This is a genomic window from Enterobacter cloacae complex sp. IR5403, assembly GCF_049238705.1.
Classification (GTDB): Bacteria; Pseudomonadota; Gammaproteobacteria; order Enterobacterales; family Enterobacteriaceae; genus Enterobacter; species Enterobacter hormaechei_C.
The window spans coordinates 128,810-144,508 of record NZ_JBMKHP010000003.1 but is presented as its reverse complement, the minus strand read 5'-3'; the positions used below and the strand labels follow the sequence as shown (position 1 = coordinate 144,508).

Genomic DNA, 15,699 nt, shown 5'->3' with positions numbered 1-15,699 from the left:
AATAATTCCATATTGTAACTCATTGATATTCTGTTACCCCAACCCGTTTATGCATTTTTATCGCTGGCTGGCACGAACACTGCAATCTACATTCACAATGCAAACACTCAATTATTTAACATTTAAACAACCTTTTATTTACCGGATGAGGTCGCTATGTCTCTGTCAGTTACGCGTGAAAATTTCGATGAATGGATGATGCCGGTATACGCTCCGGCGGCTTTTATTCCGGTACGTGGGGAAGGCTCTCGCCTGTGGGATCAGCAGGGCAAAGAGTATATCGACTTTGCGGGTGGGATTGCGGTAAATGCGCTGGGGCATGCAAACCCGGCGCTGCGGCAGGCGCTGAATGACCAGGCGGCGAAATTCTGGCATACCGGCAACGGTTATACCAACGAACCGGCATTGCGTCTGGCGAAGAAGCTGATCGACGCCACCTTCGCAGACAAAGTCTTTTTCTGTAACTCCGGCGCGGAAGCGAACGAAGCGGCGCTGAAGCTGGCGCGCAAATATGCGCACGATAAATTCGGCGCGCACAAGAGCGGCATCGTAGCCTTTAAAAATGCTTTCCATGGCCGCACGCTGTTTACCGTCAGTGCGGGTGGTCAGCCCTCATATTCTCAGGATTTTGCGCCGCTGCCGCCGGATATCCGTCATGCGGCGTATAACGATTTACACTCTGCCAGCGAGCTGATTGACGACACCACCTGTGCGGTGATTGTCGAGCCCATGCAGGGGGAAGGCGGCGTCATGCCCGCCAAGAAAGCGTTCCTGCAAGGGCTGCGCGAGCTGTGCGATCGGCATAACGCGGTCCTGATTTTTGACGAAGTCCAGACCGGCGTGGGCCGCACGGGTGAGCTGTACGCCTACATGCACTATGGCGTGACCCCGGATGTGCTCTCAACAGCCAAAGCGCTCGGCGGCGGTTTCCCGGTGGGGGCGATGCTGACCACCGATAAATTCGCCAGCGTGATGACCGTGGGCACCCATGGCACCACATACGGCGGCAACCCGCTGGCAACCGCTGTCGCCGGACAGGTGCTGGATATCATCAACACCCCTGAGGTGCTGAACGGCGTGAAGCAGCGTCACCAGTGGTTTGTTGAGCGCCTTACCGCCATCAATAACCAGACCGGCCTGTTCAAAGAGATCCGCGGTCTGGGGCTGTTAATAGGTTGTGAGCTTGCCCCTGAGTTTGCCGGCAAAGCGAAGCTGATTTCACAGGAAGCGGCAAAGCAGGGCGTAATGGTGCTGATTGCCGGTGCTAACGTGGTGCGGTTTGCCCCTGCGCTGATCGTCAGCGAGGAAGAGGTCAGAACCGGGTTAGATCGTTTTGCGCTAGCCTGCGAACAGGTGAAGTCCGGGGTGTCATCATGATGGTCATCCGTCCCGTTGCGCACGGCGATCTTGCCGGGCTTATGCAGCTTGCCGGTAAGACAGGGGGCGGGCTGACCTCGCTGCCTGCCGATGAAAAAACGCTGTCGGCGCGCATTGAGCGCGCCCTGCAAACCTGGCAGGGGACGTTGCCAAAAAGCGAACAGGGCTATGTGTTCGTGCTGGAAGATACCGACACGGGAGCCGTGGCGGGGATTTGCGCTATCGAGGTGGCCGTCGGGCTTAACGATCCGTGGTACAACTACCGGGTCGGCACGATGGTCCACGCCTCGAAAGAGCTGAACGTTTACAACGCGCTGCCGACGCTCTTCCTCTGTAATGACCATACCGGCGCCAGCGAACTCTGCACCCTGTTTCTCGATCCGGACTGGCGCAAAGAGGGCAACGGTTATCTGCTCTCCAAATCGCGCTTTATGTTTATGGCCGCCTTTCGCGACCGCTTCAACGAAAAAGTGGTCGCGGAGATGCGCGGCGTAATTGATGAGACGGGCTACTCGCCGTTCTGGGAGAGTCTGGGCGAACGCTTCTTCTCCATGGAATTTAGCCGGGCGGATTACCTGTGCGGTACCGGTCAGAAGGCGTTTATCGCCGAGCTGATGCCGAAGCATCCTATTTATACCCATTTCTTAACGCCTGAAGCGCAGGCGGTGATCGGCGAAGTTCACCCGCAAACCGCCCCGGCCCGCGCAGTGCTGGAGAAAGAGGGATTTCGCTACCGTAACTACGTCGACATCTTCGACGGCGGCCCGACGCTGGAATGCGACATTGACCGCGTTCGCGCCATCCGTAAAAGCCGCCTGGTTGAGGTTTCAGAAGGCCAGCCCGCGCCGGGCGAGTGGCCAGCCTGCCTGGTCTCGAACGAGAATTACACCAACTTCCGCGCCATGCTGGTGCGAACCAACCCATCATGCGAGCGTCTGGTACTGACGGCTGCGCAACTGGATGCCCTGAAATGTAACGCTGGCGACACGGTTCGCCTGGTGCGGCTCTGCCCGGAGGAGAAAACAGCATGACTCTATGGATTAACGGTGACTGGGTAACGGGCGAAGGTGACGCGCGGACAAAAACTAACCCGGTCGGCCAGGAGGTGCTCTGGTCGGGGAACGACGCCAGCGCCGGGCAGGTTGAGCAGGCCTGCCAGGCTGCACGCCGCGCGTTTCCGGCATGGGCGAAACGGCCATTCTCCGAGCGCCAGGCGCTGGTTGAGAAATTTGCTGCGCTGCTGGAGGCCAATAAAGCCGAGCTGACCCGCATCATTGCCTGCGAAACCAGCAAGCCGCGCTGGGAGGCAACAACCGAAGTCACGGCGATGATCAACAAAATCGCGATATCGGTGAAGGCGTACCATACCCGCACCGGCGAGCAGCATACCGAGATGCCAGACGGCGCCGCCACGCTGCGCCACCGTCCGCACGGGGTGCTGGCGGTGTTTGGCCCGTATAACTTCCCCGGACATCTGCCGAACGGGCACATTGTGCCTGCGCTGCTGGCGGGGAATACCGTCATCTTCAAGCCGAGTGAGTTAACCCCCTTAACCGGAGAAGCAGTCATAAAACTCTGGGAGCAGGCGGGGCTGCCGCCGGGGGTGCTGAATCTGGTGCAGGGCGGGCGTGAAACAGGTCAGGCGCTGAGTGCGCTGAGCGACATTGACGGTTTGCTGTTCACCGGCAGTGCCGGAACGGGGTATCAGCTGCATCGTCAGCTGGCGGGGCAGCCGGAAAAAATTCTGGCGCTGGAGATGGGCGGCAACAACCCGCTGATTGTGGAAGATCCGGATGATATCGATGCCGCGGTCCATCTGACCATTCAGTCGGCGTTCATTACCGCCGGACAGCGCTGCACCTGCGCCCGCCGCCTGCTGGTTAAGCGCGGCGCGCAGGGGGATGCGTTCCTGAAGCGTCTGGTGGAGGTGAGCGCGCGTCTGGTTCCCGCGAAATGGGATGCCGAGCCGCAGCCGTTTATCGGCGGGCTGATCTCCGCGCAGGCGGCGCTGAACGTGCTGAAAGCGTGGCAGGAGCACGTGGCGCGTGGGGCGAAAACCCTGCTGGAGCCGAAACAGGTAACGCCGGGCACGTCGCTGCTGACGCCGGGGATTATTGAGATGAGTGCGACGAGCCACGTGCCGGATGAAGAGGTCTTTGGCCCGCTGCTGTGCGTCTGGCGCTATGACGATTTTGAGTCGGCGATCGAGATGGCCAACAACACCCGCTACGGCCTGTCGAGCGGCCTGATATCGCCGCATCGCGAGAAATTCGAACAACTGCTGCTGGAAGCGCGCGCCGGGATCGTGAACTGGAACAAACCGCTGACCGGTGCGGCGAGCACCGCGCCGTTTGGTGGCGTAGGGGCGTCGGGCAACCATCGCGCCAGCGCCTGGTATGCCGCCGATTACTGCGCGTGGCCGATGGCAAGCCTGGAAACCCCGGCGCTGACGCTGCCGGAGACGCTGAATCCAGGGCTGGATTTTACAGAGGGTGACGCCCATGAAAGCGCGTGAGGTTAACTTTGACGGCCTCGTGGGGCTGACGCACCACTATGCCGGGCTGTCGTTCGGTAATGAAGCCTCGACGAAGCACCGTTTCCAGGTCTCGAACCCGAAGCTGGCGGCGAAGCAGGGTCTGTTGAAAATGAAGGCGCTGTCCGATGCCGGTTTCCCGCAGGCGGTGATCCCGCCTCAGGAGCGACCAAACGTGGACGTGCTGCGCCAGCTGGGGTTCAGCGGTACGGATGAACAGGTGGTGGAAAAAGCAGGCACGCAGACGCCACACCTGCTTTCGGCGGCCAGTTCAGCCTCCTCGATGTGGGTGGCGAATGCCGCCACCGTTGCGCCGTCGGCGGATACGCTGGACGGCAAAGTGCATCTGACCGTTGCTAACCTGAACAACAAATTCCACCGCGCCAGCGAAGCGGAGACAACCGGGCGCGTGCTGCGCGCCATTTTTAATCATGAAGCGCATTTCGAGGTGCATTCGGCGCTGCCGCAGGTCGCGATGTTTGGCGATGAAGGGGCGGCAAACCACAACCGTCTGGGCGGCGACTATGGCGAGCCGGGTTTGCAGCTGTTTATCTATGGACGGGAAGAGGGCGGCCACGCCGCGCCGGTTCGTTATCCGGCGAGACAAACTTTAGCCGCAAGCCAGGCGGTTGCGCGGCTGAACCAGGTTAATCCTTCTCAGGTGATTTTTGCCCAGCAAAATCCGCAGGTGATCGACCAGGGCGTGTTTCATAACGACGTCATTGCCGTTTCCAACCGTCAGGTGCTGTTCTGCCACGAGCAGGCGTTTGCCCATCAGGAAAAGTTGCTGGCCACGCTGCGCGAACGCGTGCCGGGATTTATGCCGATTCAGGTGCCCACGCAGGCGGTAAGCGTGCAGGATGCGGTCGAAACGTATCTGTTCAACAGCCAGCTGCTGAGCCGGGATGATGGCAGCATGATGCTGGTGCTGCCGCAGGAGTCCCGCAACCATCAGGGCGTCTGGCGCTATCTGAGCGAACTGGTGCAGGCGGATAACCCGATTGATGAACTGCGCGTGTTTGATCTGCGGGAAAGTATGGCCAACGGCGGGGGACCGGCGTGCCTGCGACTGCGCGTGGTGTTAACGCCGGAGGAGATGCAGGCCGTGAATCCGGCGGTGATGATGAACGACACGCTGTTCAATACCCTCAATGACTGGGTGGACCGCTATTATCGCGACCGTCTGGTTCAGGCCGATCTGGTTGATCCGCAGCTGCTGCGCGAAGGCCGCGAGGCGCTGGATGCATTATCGACCATCCTGCAACTGGGATCGGTTTATCCGTTCCAGCGCTAAGGAGATGATATGGAAAACTTACTGGCGCTGACGCTGGCCGAAGAGACACCGGAGCGGCAAGAGGGGGAAGGCCCCTCGTTGCACTGGCGATGGCTGGGGCCGGGCGTGCTTGAACTGACGCCGACGGGGGAATATGACCTGTCGCTGCTGCTTTCGACCGGCATTCACGGAAACGAAACCGCGCCCGTGGAGATTGTCGATCTTTTGCTGCGCGCGCTGTTTCGCGCAGAGATCACGCTGCACTGCCGTCTGCTGGTGGTGCTGGGAAATCCGCCTGCGCTGGCGCAAAATAAACGGTATCTCGTGAGCGACATCAACCGCATGTTTGGTGGTCGCTGGGCGCAGTTTCCACAGAGTGATGAGACGACACGCGCGCAATGGCTGGAGAAGGTGGTCACGGCGTTTTTTGCCGGGGCGGGGGAAACGCGCTGGCACCTCGATCTGCATACGGCCATTCGCGCCTCGTACCACGTGCGTTTTGGCGTGTTACCGCAGCGTCATCAGCCGTGGGATGAGGCGTTTCTGACCTGGCTTGGCGACGCCGGGCTGGAGGCGCTGGTTTTCCACCAGACGCCAGGCGGCACGTTTACCCACTTCACCTGCGAAAATGTTGGCGCGTTATCCTGCACCCTGGAGCTCGGAAAAGCGCTGCCTTTCGGGCAAAACGACCTGACGCGTTTTGCCCCTACGCATCAGGCGCTTCGGGCGTTGCTCGCCGGGGTTGCGGTGGAACCCTCCCGGGAACCCGTTGTGCGCTATCGGGTCGTGCAGCAGATCACGCGTCAAAGCGAGGCTTTCCAGCTACATATGGCGCCCCATACGCTGAACTTTACGCCGTTTCGCCAGGGCGTCCTGCTGGCGGAAGATGGTGAGACGCGCTATGCGGTACAGAAATCCACGGAATATGTTTTATTTCCTAATCCGTCGGTCGCGTTTGGTTTGCGAGCTGGCCTGATGCTGGAAAAAATGCCCTGATCGTCTCCCCTCGCGCAGACCGGAGGGGAAATGAAGAATAAATTTCTTAGCGTTAAAAGCGCTCTGGTATTGTTTGCGGAATATTCCTGGAGAATTGCTTTATTATTAAACGGCACTTCGCTATACTTCTCCATAATCTCTGTAAAATCATCCTGTTGAATATTTTTGTTTCTTCTCTCCACGCTTTTTCCTTAATTTCTCCACAATTGGTGGAAAGTTGTTTTTTACACTTTCATTGTTTTACCGTTGCTCTGACTAATTGACGATAAACCCCGTAAAGTTAATCTCGTCAACACGGCATAGCGCCGAAGAATAACTGAAAGTAAGGAAAGACATTATGCGTAAATTAACTGCACTGTTTGTTGCCTCTACCCTGGCTCTGGGCGCTACCAGCATGGCGTTCGCCGCCGATACCGCGACCACTACCGCCGCGCCGACGGAAGGCAAAATGATGATGCATCATAAAGGCAAGCCGGGTATGCACCATGAGATGATGATGTTTAAAGATCTGAACCTCACCGATGCGCAGAAGCAGCAGATCCGCGACATCATGAAAAGCCAGCGTGACCAGATGAAACGTCCTCCGCTGGAAGAGCGCCGCGCAATGCATGACATCATTGCCAGCGACAGTTTCGATAAAGCAAAAGCGGAAGCGCAGATCGACAAAATGGCCGAGCAGCATAAAGCGCGCATGCTGGCCCACATGGAAACCCAGAACAAGATTTACAACATTCTGACGCCGGAACAGAAAAAGCAATTTAATGCCAATTTTGAGAAGCGTCTGACAGAACGTGCAGCGCCGGAAGGTAAAATGCCTGCACCAACCGAATAATCGGTTCACTCTCTTAAGACCGCCGGGCTCCTGTCTACAAAAGCGAAAACGCTGTGGACAGGACCGGCGGTTTTTCTTTTATCCCATGCCTAAGGTCTGGCCTGACTGCTGCCGATAATACGTCTGTGAAAATGCCCTGGCGCACGTTGCGTCCTTCAGGAGTGGTCATGGAATTCTTTGATATCCGTAAAATGCCGGTCAGTCTCTGGCGTAATGGTGGGGGTGAGACGCGTGAGATTTGCTGTTTTCCTCCCGCGACGCGGGATTTTTTCTGGCGGGCCAGTATTGCCTCCATCGCCAGTAATGGCGAATTTTCCGCGTTCCCGGGCGTTGACCGGGTGATTACGCTGCTGGAGGGCGGCGAGGTGACTCTGGATGCAGGCAGGGCGTTTTGTCATACCCTGAAGCATCATCAGCCTTACCGATTTGCGGGCGATCTGGCGGTGAAAGCCGTGCTCACAGAGGGGCAGATGTCGATGGACTTCAACATCATGACCCGACGGGACTGCTGTCAGGCAAAGGTGCGCGTTGCTACCCGGACGTTCACTACCTTCGCATCACGCGGTGGGGTGGCCTTCGTATTAAGTGGCGCCTGGCAACTGGGCGACAAATTACTGACCGCCGATCAGGGCGCCAGCTGGGAAGCGGGCAGTCCTACCCTCCGTTTACTGGAAACGAAGGGGTCGCTGCTGTTCAGTGAAATTACCTGGCTGCCGGGTCATTGAGGACGATGATCTCATATTTTCCGGTTAACAGTGGCTTGCAGAGAATTTTGTAACCATCCTGATCGAAACCGGCAGGGGTGCGCAGCAGAGCGGTAGCGTCATCCAGACTTTCAACGGCGCCAAGCCAGAGCCAGTTGCGGATGATGTGATAGTGCGTCATCCCATCGCGGGTTTCTTTCAGCGCCACCGCGCCTTCCCACGGCCAGCAGTTAACGCTGATAGAGGCAAGGCCAGCCATAAACCGGGCATGATGGTCTTCAACGCTCTCTTTTCCACAGCACGCCCCGGCGCAGCGTTTCAGCGCTGAGCGGAAACAGGCGCGACCACGGGTGGTGGCTTCCAGTCCTAACAGGCCGTAACAAAGCTGTAATTCATCAGCCAGGGATTGCAGGGTTTGCAGTGCGGCACGTTTGTTGGCAAACAGACCGTAAAGATTGGGTTCATGCGAAAAATCCACTTCCCGGGCATAAACGACCTGCGGTTTTCCTGCGTTAATCTGCAAGGAACACAGCTGGCGGTTGCGGCGCAGGCGTTTGTTAAACAGCGGCTGCTGTTCCTTGATGAGCCGGGCTTCGAGCAGAAGCGCGCCCAGTTCGCCTGCCGTCTCGATCCAGGTGATCCGCCGGGACTGCCTGAGCATCGATGCTTCATCCGGCGTACGCAGGTGCGACATCACCCGGCTGCGGATATTCACGCTTTTGCCGATATAGAGCGGCATGGTGTCGCTGTCGCCGTGGAAGAAATAGACGCCAGGCTGTTTAGGCAGTGCCTCAAGCCAGGGGCGAAGATGCTCGGGATATTCGTAGATAGCCGCCGCTTCGAACTCAAGACGCGGGGCGGATTGACGCCTGCTCACATACTGCTCCATATACTGTTCAGGCATACAGTGTAGCAGGTGTTCGGTGGTTAAAAAAGAGCCGGGTGGCGGCTACGCCTTACCCGGCCTGCAAAGCGGAGTTACCGTTTTGCTTTTACTTTTTCCAGAAATCATCAAACACCGTAATGGGCGGACGGCGCTTGTGCTCGGTTTTCAGATACCAGCCTTCGATAATTTTAGCGGTACCTTCGTCGAGCGTTTTGCCTTCCAGATAATCATCGATGTTGTCATACGTGACGCCCAGCGCCGCTTCATCCGGCAGGGAAGGGCGATCGTCCTCCAGGTCCGCCGTTGGCGCCTTCTTATACAGGTGCTCCGGGCAGCCCAACGCCGCCAGCAGTTGCTTGCCCTGACGCTTGTTCAGGCGGAAGAGGGGGTTGATATCCGTGCCGCCATCGCCGTATTTGGTGAAGAAGCCGGTGATGGCTTCCGCGGCGTGGTCGGTGCCGACGACGACCCCTTTGGTCATCCCTGCGATACTGTACTGCGCTTTCATGCGCTCACGGGCTTTCTCGTTGCCGCGGACAAAATCGCTCAGTTCAATACCGGCTTCACGCAAGGCCTGCTCGCTTGCCAGTACCGAACCTTTGATGTTTACGGTAAGAACACGGTCCGGCTGAATAAACGCAATCGCATCCTGACAGTCCTGCTCGTCGGCCTGCACGCCATACGGCAGACGTACGGCAATAAATTGCAGCGCGGTGTCACCTGTCTCGTCACGCAGCTCGGAGATGGCCATCTGGCTCAGCTTACCGGCCAGAGTGGAATCCTGACCGCCGCTGATGCCCAGCACCAGCGTCTTCAGGAAAGGGTGTGCAGACAGGTAAGCTTTCAAAAAATCAACGCTACGACGGATCTCTTCATTGGCATCAATCGCAGGTTTCGCGCCCAGCGCCTGAATAATTTCTTGTTGCAGAGCCATTACGCCCTCCCTATGCAGAACCAAACAGAAAGTGTGATCTGTTAAAACTAACCCTTTGTCGGGGAAACGACAAGGATCACAGTTTTGAGTGTACTGTTTTACAGCGATTTAGCAGCTTACCGTTGTTTTATTAGAATTTTCCGAAATTCGTCTGGCGTAACTCGCAAAGTTGAACAATAGTAATTTTTATCCCATGCTTAGTTAACACGCTGATAAACAAGAGGACGGAATATGAACAAGAACGTAGCAGGAATTTTAAGCGCAGCGGCGGTACTGACTATGCTGGCAGGGTGTACAGCTTACGATCGCACTAAAGATCAGTTCACACAGCCAGTGGTAAAAGACGTCAAAAAAGGCATGACGCGTTCCCAGGTTGCAGCCATTGCCGGTAAACCTTCTTCAGAAGTCACGATGATCCACGCGCGTGGTACCTGCCAGACGTACATTCTGGGTCAACGTGATGGTAAGGCAGAGACCTACTTTGTCGCCCTGGATGATACGGGTCACGTGATCAATTCTGGTTACCAGACCTGTGCCGAATACGACACCGACCCACAGGCACCTAAGGCACAGTAAGCCTGCTTGCCTGAGAGCGTTAACAAACCGGCCGGAAGGCCGGTTTTTTTATGCATACGTGAATCTTATTTCTTGGCGCGAATTATTTGCCTGAAATGTGAAGGTAGTCAACAAGCCAGGTCAATGAGAGACAATTTCAGTCTATCCAGAATTATCCCCTCCCTGTACCATTGCGTATACTCACTTCAACGACAAACAATGTTCAGCACACTGCCCGTCAGCCAGGATAGCGAGTCGAGTGATAGCGCGACGGCGGGTAGCCAAACAAGAGGGAAGTTATCATGGAAAAGAAACATATCTATCTGTTCTGCTCTGCGGGCATGTCCACTTCGCTGCTGGTTTCCAAAATGCGCGCGCAGGCCGAAAAGTATGAAGTCCCTGTGGTGATTGAGGCGTTTCCGGAAACGCTGGCGGGCGAGAAGGGCCAGACAGCAGACGTTATTTTACTCGGGCCGCAAATCGCTTATATGCTGCCAGAAATTCAACGTCTGCTACCCAATAAGCCGGTCGAAGTGATCGATTCCGTTTTATACGGCAAGATCGATGGTTTAGGTGTATTAAAAGCTGCCGTTGCGGCGATTAAAAAAGCTGCTAATTAATTTTTTATTTTTCCCGTCAAAGAGTTATTTCACACACAATATGCCGTAACGGTCGTTGCGGCCTTTAAGGGTATTTTCCTATGAGTAAAGTCATCGCTTCACTTGAAAAGGTACTCCTTCCTTTTGCTGTTAAAATAGGAAAGCAGCCTCACGTTAATGCCATTAAGAACGGCTTTATTAAATTAATGCCGTTGACATTAGCCGGGGCAATGTTCGTTTTAATTAACAACGTTTTTCTGAGCTTTGGAGAAGGTTCCTTTTTTTATTCATTAGGAATTAGGTTAGATGCTTCAACTATTGAAACCCTTAATGGTTTAAAAGCCATTGGCGGCAACGTATACAACGGTACGTTGGGTATTATGTCGCTAATGGCGCCTTTCTTTATCGGAATGGCGCTGGCGGAAGAGCGTAAAGTGGATCCGCTGGCGGCAGGCTTACTGTCCATTGCCGCGTTCATGACCGTCACACCGTACAGCGTGGGCGACGCTTATGCCGTTGGCGCCAACTGGCTGGGTGGGGCAAACATCATTTCCGGTATTATTATCGGGCTGGTGGTGGCCGAAATGTTCACCTTCATTATTCGCCGTAACTGGGTAATCCGCTTGCCGGATAGCGTTCCGGCCTCTGTTTCTCGTTCATTTTCCGCGTTGATTCCGGGCTTCATTATTCTCTCCATCATGGGGATTATTGCCTGGGCGCTCTCTCACTGGGGAACTAACTTCCACCAGATCATTATGGACTCTATCTCAACGCCGCTGGCGTCGATGGGTAGCGTGGTCGGTTGGGCGTATGTCATCTTTACCTCCCTGCTGTGGTTCTTCGGCGTGCATGGTTCACTGGCACTGGCGGCGCTGGACAGCGGTATTATGACCCCGTGGGCACTGGAAAACGTCGCGCTTTACCAGCAGTACGGCTCCGTCGATGCGGCGCTGGCGGCCGGTAAAACCTTCCATGTGTGGGCGAAGCCGATGCTTGACTCCTATATCTTCCTGGGCGGTACCGGGGCGACGTTGGGTCTGATCATCGCGGTCTTTATTGTCTCTCGCCGCGCTGACCATCGTCAGGTTGCGAAGCTGGCCCTGCCGTCAGGCATCTTCCAGATTAACGAGCCGATCCTGTTTGGTCTGCCAATTATCATGAACCCGGTGATGTTCATTCCCTTCATCCTGGTTCAGCCGCTGCTGGCCGCGATTACGCTGACGGCGTACTACCTGGGCATTATCCCGCCGGTGACCAACATTGCGCCGTGGACGATGCCGGCTGGTCTGGGCGCGTTCTTCAACACTAACGGTAGCGTGGCCGCCTTCCTGCTGGCGATATTCAACCTCGGGATTGCAACCCTGCTCTACATGCCGTTCGTGGCGATTGCGAACAAGGCCGCAACGGTTATCGATGAAGAAGAGAGCGAAGAGGATATCGCCCTCGCACTGAAATTCTAAAATTGCACGGCGCGGGGCAACCCGCGCCAGCGGAAAGGAGCTTAAAGATGTTAGATTTAGAGAGTATCGTTGCCGAAGAAACCGCAGAGAACGATCTGGAAGAGGTGGTGATGGGCCTCATCATCAACTCCGGGCAGGCGCGCAGCCTGGCGTATGCGGCGCTCAAGCAGGCTAAGCAGGGCGATTTCGTTGCCGCGAAAACCATGATGGAGCAGTCCCGTACGGCGTTAAACGAAGCGCATCTGGTGCAGACGAAGCTCATCGAAAGCGACCAGGGCGAAGGGAAGATGAAAGTGAGTCTGGTGCTGGTACATGCGCAGGATCATCTGATGACCTCCATGCTGGCACGCGAGCTGGTAGCGGAGCTCATCGAGCTTCACGAGAAGATGCAATAAGTCAGTTGCAGTAGCAGGAGGTCAGCACGATGGAAATCAAAACCGCACATGAGCAGCAGCTGTTTAATGGCAAGAATTTTCACGTGGTGATTTACAACAAAACGGAGAGCGCCAGCGGTCTGCACCAGCATGACTACTACGAGTTCACGATTGTTCTGACCGGCCGCTACTATCAGGAGATCAACGGTAAGCGCGTCCTGCTTGAGCGTGGCGATTTCGTCTTCCTGCCGATGGGATCTTATCACCAGAGCTTTTATGAGTTTGGCGCGACGCGCATTCTGAACGTAGGGGTGAGCAGGCGTTTCTTCGAGAAGCACTATCTGCCGCTGGTGCCGTTCTGCTTTGTGGCGTCACAGGTGTATCGCGTTAAAAATGAGTTTATGACCTGGATTGAAACGGTTATCGCCTCGCTGAATTTCCGCGACAATGAATTTGATGAATTTATTGAAACCGTGACGTTCTACGTCATGAATCGCCTCCGCCATCACCGTGAAGAACAGCAGGTGGTGGATGATATTCCTCAGTGGCTGCGCAGTACCGTGGAGCTGATGCATGATAAAGGACAGTTCAGCGATAACGCCCTGGAGAATATGGTGGCGCTGTCGGGTAAATCGCAGGAATATTTGACGCGCGCCACGCAGCGTTATTACCGTAAAACGCCTGTGCAAATCATTAATGAAATCCGCATTAACTTTGCCAAAAAACAGCTGGAAATTACTAACTACTCTGTCACCGATATCGCTTACGAATCGGGTTACAGTAGCCCCAGCCTGTTTATTAAAACCTTTAAAAAATTGACTTCATTCACACCGAACAGTTACCGCAAAAATTTAACGGTAATTAATTAACTTTCGGCGGTTTATCCGCCAGGAACAGTGACGTAATGGCTTGCCCAAATAGCGGGAAGAGTACGCTATACCTTGCAGGCGATTAACCTGATACGCTAAGGGAGATATTATGCAACAGAATTTAAAAGTCGTAACCATTGGTGGCGGCAGCAGCTATACCCCGGAATTACTTGAAGGTTTCCTGAAACGGTATCATGAATTACCGGTCAGCGAATTATGGCTGGTGGATGTTGAAGAAGGTCAGGAGAAACTGAATATTATTTTTGAACTGTGCAAACGCATGGTTGAAAAAGCGGGCGTGCCCTTAACCGTGCATAAAACGCTGGATCGCCGCCTGGCGCTGAAAGATGCTGACTTCGTAACCACGCAGCTGCGCGTCGGCCAGCTGAAGGCGCGTGAGCTGGACGAGCGCATTCCGCTGAGCCACGGTTATCTGGGCCAGGAAACCAACGGGGCAGGTGGCCTGTTTAAAGGCCTGCGTACCATTCCGGTCATTTTTGACATCATTAAAGACGTGGAGGAGATCTGCCCGAACGCCTGGGTGATCAACTTTACTAACCCGGCCGGGATGGTCACCGAGGCAGTCTATCGCCACACCGGTTTCAAACGTTTTATCGGCGTCTGCAATATTCCGATTGGCATGAAGATGTTCATCCGCGATGTACTGGAACTGACCGATCACGATGACCTGTCCATTGACCTGTTCGGCCTGAATCACATGGTCTTTATCAAAGATGTGATAGTGAACGGGCAATCGCGCTTTGCGGAACTGCTCGACGGCGTCGCCTCTGGCCGCCTGACCGCGGCCTCGGTGAAAAATATCTTCGATCTGCCGTTCAGCGAAGGGCTGATCCGCTCCCTGAATCTGCTGCCGTGCTCGTATCTGCTCTACTACTTCAAGCAGAAAGAGATGCTGGCCATTGAGATGGGCGAATACTACAAAGGTGGCGCACGCGCTCAGGTTGTGCAGAAAGTAGAGAAGCAGCTGTTTGATTTGTATAAAGATCCGAACCTGAACGTCAAACCGAAAGAGCTGGAGCAGCGCGGCGGGGCATACTATTCGGATGCCGCGTGTGAAGTGATTAACGCCATTTACAATGACAAGCAGGCCGAGCACTATGTGAACGTTCCCCATCACGGGCACATCGACAATATCCCGGCAGACTGGGCCGTTGAGATGACCTGCATCCTTGGGCGCGAGGGGGCAAAACCGCATCCCCGCATTACCCACTTCGACGATAAGGTGATGGGGCTGATTCACACCATCAAAGGCTTTGAAGTGGCAGCGAGCAATGCGGCCCTGAGCGGCGAACTGAATGACGTGCTGCTGGCGCTGAACCTCAGCCCGCTGGTGCATTCTGACCGTGACGCTGAAAAACTCGCGAGTGAGATGATCCTGGCACATGAAAAATGGCTGCCAAACTTTGCTGCAACGGTTGAGAAACTGAAACTCACACACCGTTAAGAGGAGGCGCGATGGAAAACCTGCTGATCGTCAATGCCGATGATTTTGGCCTGTCAAAAGGGCAGAACTACGGCATTATTGAAGCCTGTCGCCGGGGCGTCGTGACCTCTACAACAGCGCTCATCAACGGTGAGGCGGTGGAACATGCGGCGCAGTTAAGCCGTGAGCTGCCCGAGCTTGGCGTGGGCATGCACTTTGTGCTGACGCTTGGGTTGCCTCTTTCACCGATGCCGGGTCTGACGCGCGAGGGGCAACTGGGGAAATGGATTTGGGAAATGGCGGAGCAGGACGCTCTGCCGCTCGATGAGATTGCCCGCGAGCTGGATTGCCAGTTTAACCGCTTTGTGGATGTGTTTGGCCGCGAGCCTACCCATATTGACAGCCATCATCATGTGCATATGATCCCGGCGATTTTCCCGCTTGTGGCAGAGTTTGCGCAACGTAAAGGCGTGGCGGTGCGCGTGGATCGTGAGGTGCGCGGGTTGCCGGACGTCGCGGTAACGTCAACGGAGGGGTTCAGCAGCGCATTTTATGGCGACGAGATCAACGAAGCGCTGTTCCTGAAGGTGCTGGATGACTCCGCCGCAAAAGGGGAGCGCTCGCTTGAGGTAATGGCGCACCCGGCGTTTGTCGATCAGATCGTACGTAAGAGCGCCTATTGCTGGCCGCGTCTGGCGGAACTGGAAGTGCTGACGTCGGCGTCGTTGAAGTACGCGATTGCCGAGCGCGGATATCGTCTGGGGACGTTCAGGGAGCTTTGAGTTAAAGCCCGGTGGCGAGGTAAAAGCAAAACGGTAACCTTTTGGTTACCGTTTTTATTGTTTTCTCCCTCTCCCGAGGGA

16 protein-coding genes are annotated in these 15,699 nt (G+C 55.6%); 14 read left to right on the top strand and 2 right to left on the bottom strand.

The features are described from left to right. Positions 1-156 precede the first annotated feature (156 nt). The 7 genes from astC (at position 157) to ves (ending at position 7,736) form a co-directional block, all read left to right on the top strand. Complete coding sequence (astC, locus tag ACOTW6_RS05785) at positions 157-1,377, top strand: succinylornithine/acetylornithine transaminase (protein ID WP_213788645.1); 1,221 nt, start codon at positions 157-159, stop codon at positions 1,375-1,377. Then, positions 1,374-2,408 (top strand): arginine N-succinyltransferase, encoded by a 1,035-nt coding sequence (gene astA / locus ACOTW6_RS05780; protein ID WP_062932546.1) that lies wholly within the window; start codon positions 1,374-1,376, stop codon positions 2,406-2,408. The genes astC and astA overlap by 4 nt, the downstream gene beginning before the upstream one ends. Next, on the top strand, positions 2,405-3,892 hold the full coding sequence (astD, locus tag ACOTW6_RS05775; protein WP_062932547.1) for a succinylglutamate-semialdehyde dehydrogenase: 1,488 nt from the start codon (positions 2,405-2,407) through the stop codon (positions 3,890-3,892). The genes astA and astD overlap by 4 nt, the downstream gene beginning before the upstream one ends. Beyond that, positions 3,879-5,204 carry an N-succinylarginine dihydrolase gene (gene astB, locus ACOTW6_RS05770; protein WP_032104259.1) on the top strand — a complete coding sequence of 442 codons (1,326 nt, stop codon included), beginning with the start codon at positions 3,879-3,881 and terminating at the stop codon, positions 5,202-5,204. The genes astD and astB overlap by 14 nt, the downstream gene beginning before the upstream one ends. A 9-nt stretch (positions 5,205-5,213) precedes the next feature. Next, complete coding sequence (astE, locus tag ACOTW6_RS05765; protein WP_213788646.1) at positions 5,214-6,179, top strand: succinylglutamate desuccinylase; 966 nt, start codon at positions 5,214-5,216, stop codon at positions 6,177-6,179. Between the two features lie 337 nt (positions 6,180-6,516). Beyond that, on the top strand, positions 6,517-7,011 hold the full coding sequence (gene spy / locus ACOTW6_RS05760) for an ATP-independent periplasmic protein-refolding chaperone Spy (RefSeq protein ID WP_015570753.1): 495 nt from the start codon (positions 6,517-6,519) through the stop codon (positions 7,009-7,011). Between the two features lie 167 nt (positions 7,012-7,178). Next, positions 7,179-7,736, top strand: coding sequence for an environmental stress-induced protein Ves (gene ves / locus ACOTW6_RS05755; protein WP_213788647.1), 558 nt, complete (start codon positions 7,179-7,181; stop codon positions 7,734-7,736). On the opposite strand, the gene cho is transcribed toward ves, so the two are convergent. Both cho and nadE read right to left on the bottom strand, forming a co-directional pair. Then, the gene (cho, locus tag ACOTW6_RS05750; RefSeq protein WP_074135694.1) at positions 7,714-8,592 is read right to left on the bottom strand and encodes an excinuclease Cho; all 879 of its coding nucleotides are present in this window, start codon (positions 8,590-8,592) and stop codon (positions 7,714-7,716) included. The genes ves and cho overlap by 23 nt on opposite strands. Before the next feature lie 115 nt (positions 8,593-8,707). After that, positions 8,708-9,535 carry an ammonia-dependent NAD(+) synthetase gene (gene nadE / locus ACOTW6_RS05745; RefSeq protein ID WP_003857837.1) on the bottom strand — a complete coding sequence of 276 codons (828 nt, stop codon included), beginning with the start codon at positions 9,533-9,535 and terminating at the stop codon, positions 8,708-8,710. A gap of 231 nt (positions 9,536-9,766) precedes the next feature. On the opposite strand from nadE, the gene osmE reads away from it, so the two are divergent. From osmE to chbG, 7 genes are all read left to right on the top strand, one after another. Further along, complete coding sequence (gene osmE, locus ACOTW6_RS05740) at positions 9,767-10,111, top strand: osmotically-inducible lipoprotein OsmE (RefSeq protein ID WP_003857836.1); 345 nt, start codon at positions 9,767-9,769, stop codon at positions 10,109-10,111. Positions 10,112-10,392: 281 nt separating this feature from the next. Next, a complete protein-coding gene (gene chbB / locus ACOTW6_RS05735) occupies positions 10,393-10,710 on the top strand; it encodes a PTS N,N'-diacetylchitobiose transporter subunit IIB (protein WP_015570750.1) in 318 nt (105 codons plus the stop codon). 80 nt (positions 10,711-10,790) lie between these two features. After that, positions 10,791-12,149, top strand: coding sequence for a PTS N,N'-diacetylchitobiose transporter subunit IIC (gene chbC / locus ACOTW6_RS05730; protein ID WP_017384664.1), 1,359 nt, complete (start codon positions 10,791-10,793; stop codon positions 12,147-12,149). Between the two features lie 47 nt (positions 12,150-12,196). Continuing rightward, positions 12,197-12,544, top strand: a complete 348-nt coding sequence (gene chbA, locus ACOTW6_RS05725) for a PTS N,N'-diacetylchitobiose transporter subunit IIA (protein WP_003857835.1) — start codon at positions 12,197-12,199, stop codon at positions 12,542-12,544. Positions 12,545-12,573: 29 nt separating this feature from the next. Further along, a complete protein-coding gene (gene chbR / locus ACOTW6_RS05720) occupies positions 12,574-13,392 on the top strand; it encodes a transcriptional regulator ChbR (RefSeq protein ID WP_017384663.1) in 819 nt (272 codons plus the stop codon). A 109-nt stretch (positions 13,393-13,501) separates the two neighbouring features. Beyond that, on the top strand, positions 13,502-14,857 hold the full coding sequence (locus ACOTW6_RS05715) for a 6-phospho-beta-glucosidase (protein WP_213788648.1): 1,356 nt from the start codon (positions 13,502-13,504) through the stop codon (positions 14,855-14,857). 11 nt (positions 14,858-14,868) lie between these two features. Continuing rightward, positions 14,869-15,618, top strand: a complete 750-nt coding sequence (gene chbG / locus ACOTW6_RS05710) for a chitin disaccharide deacetylase (RefSeq protein ID WP_213788649.1) — start codon at positions 14,869-14,871, stop codon at positions 15,616-15,618. Positions 15,619-15,699: the final 81 nt, after the last annotated feature.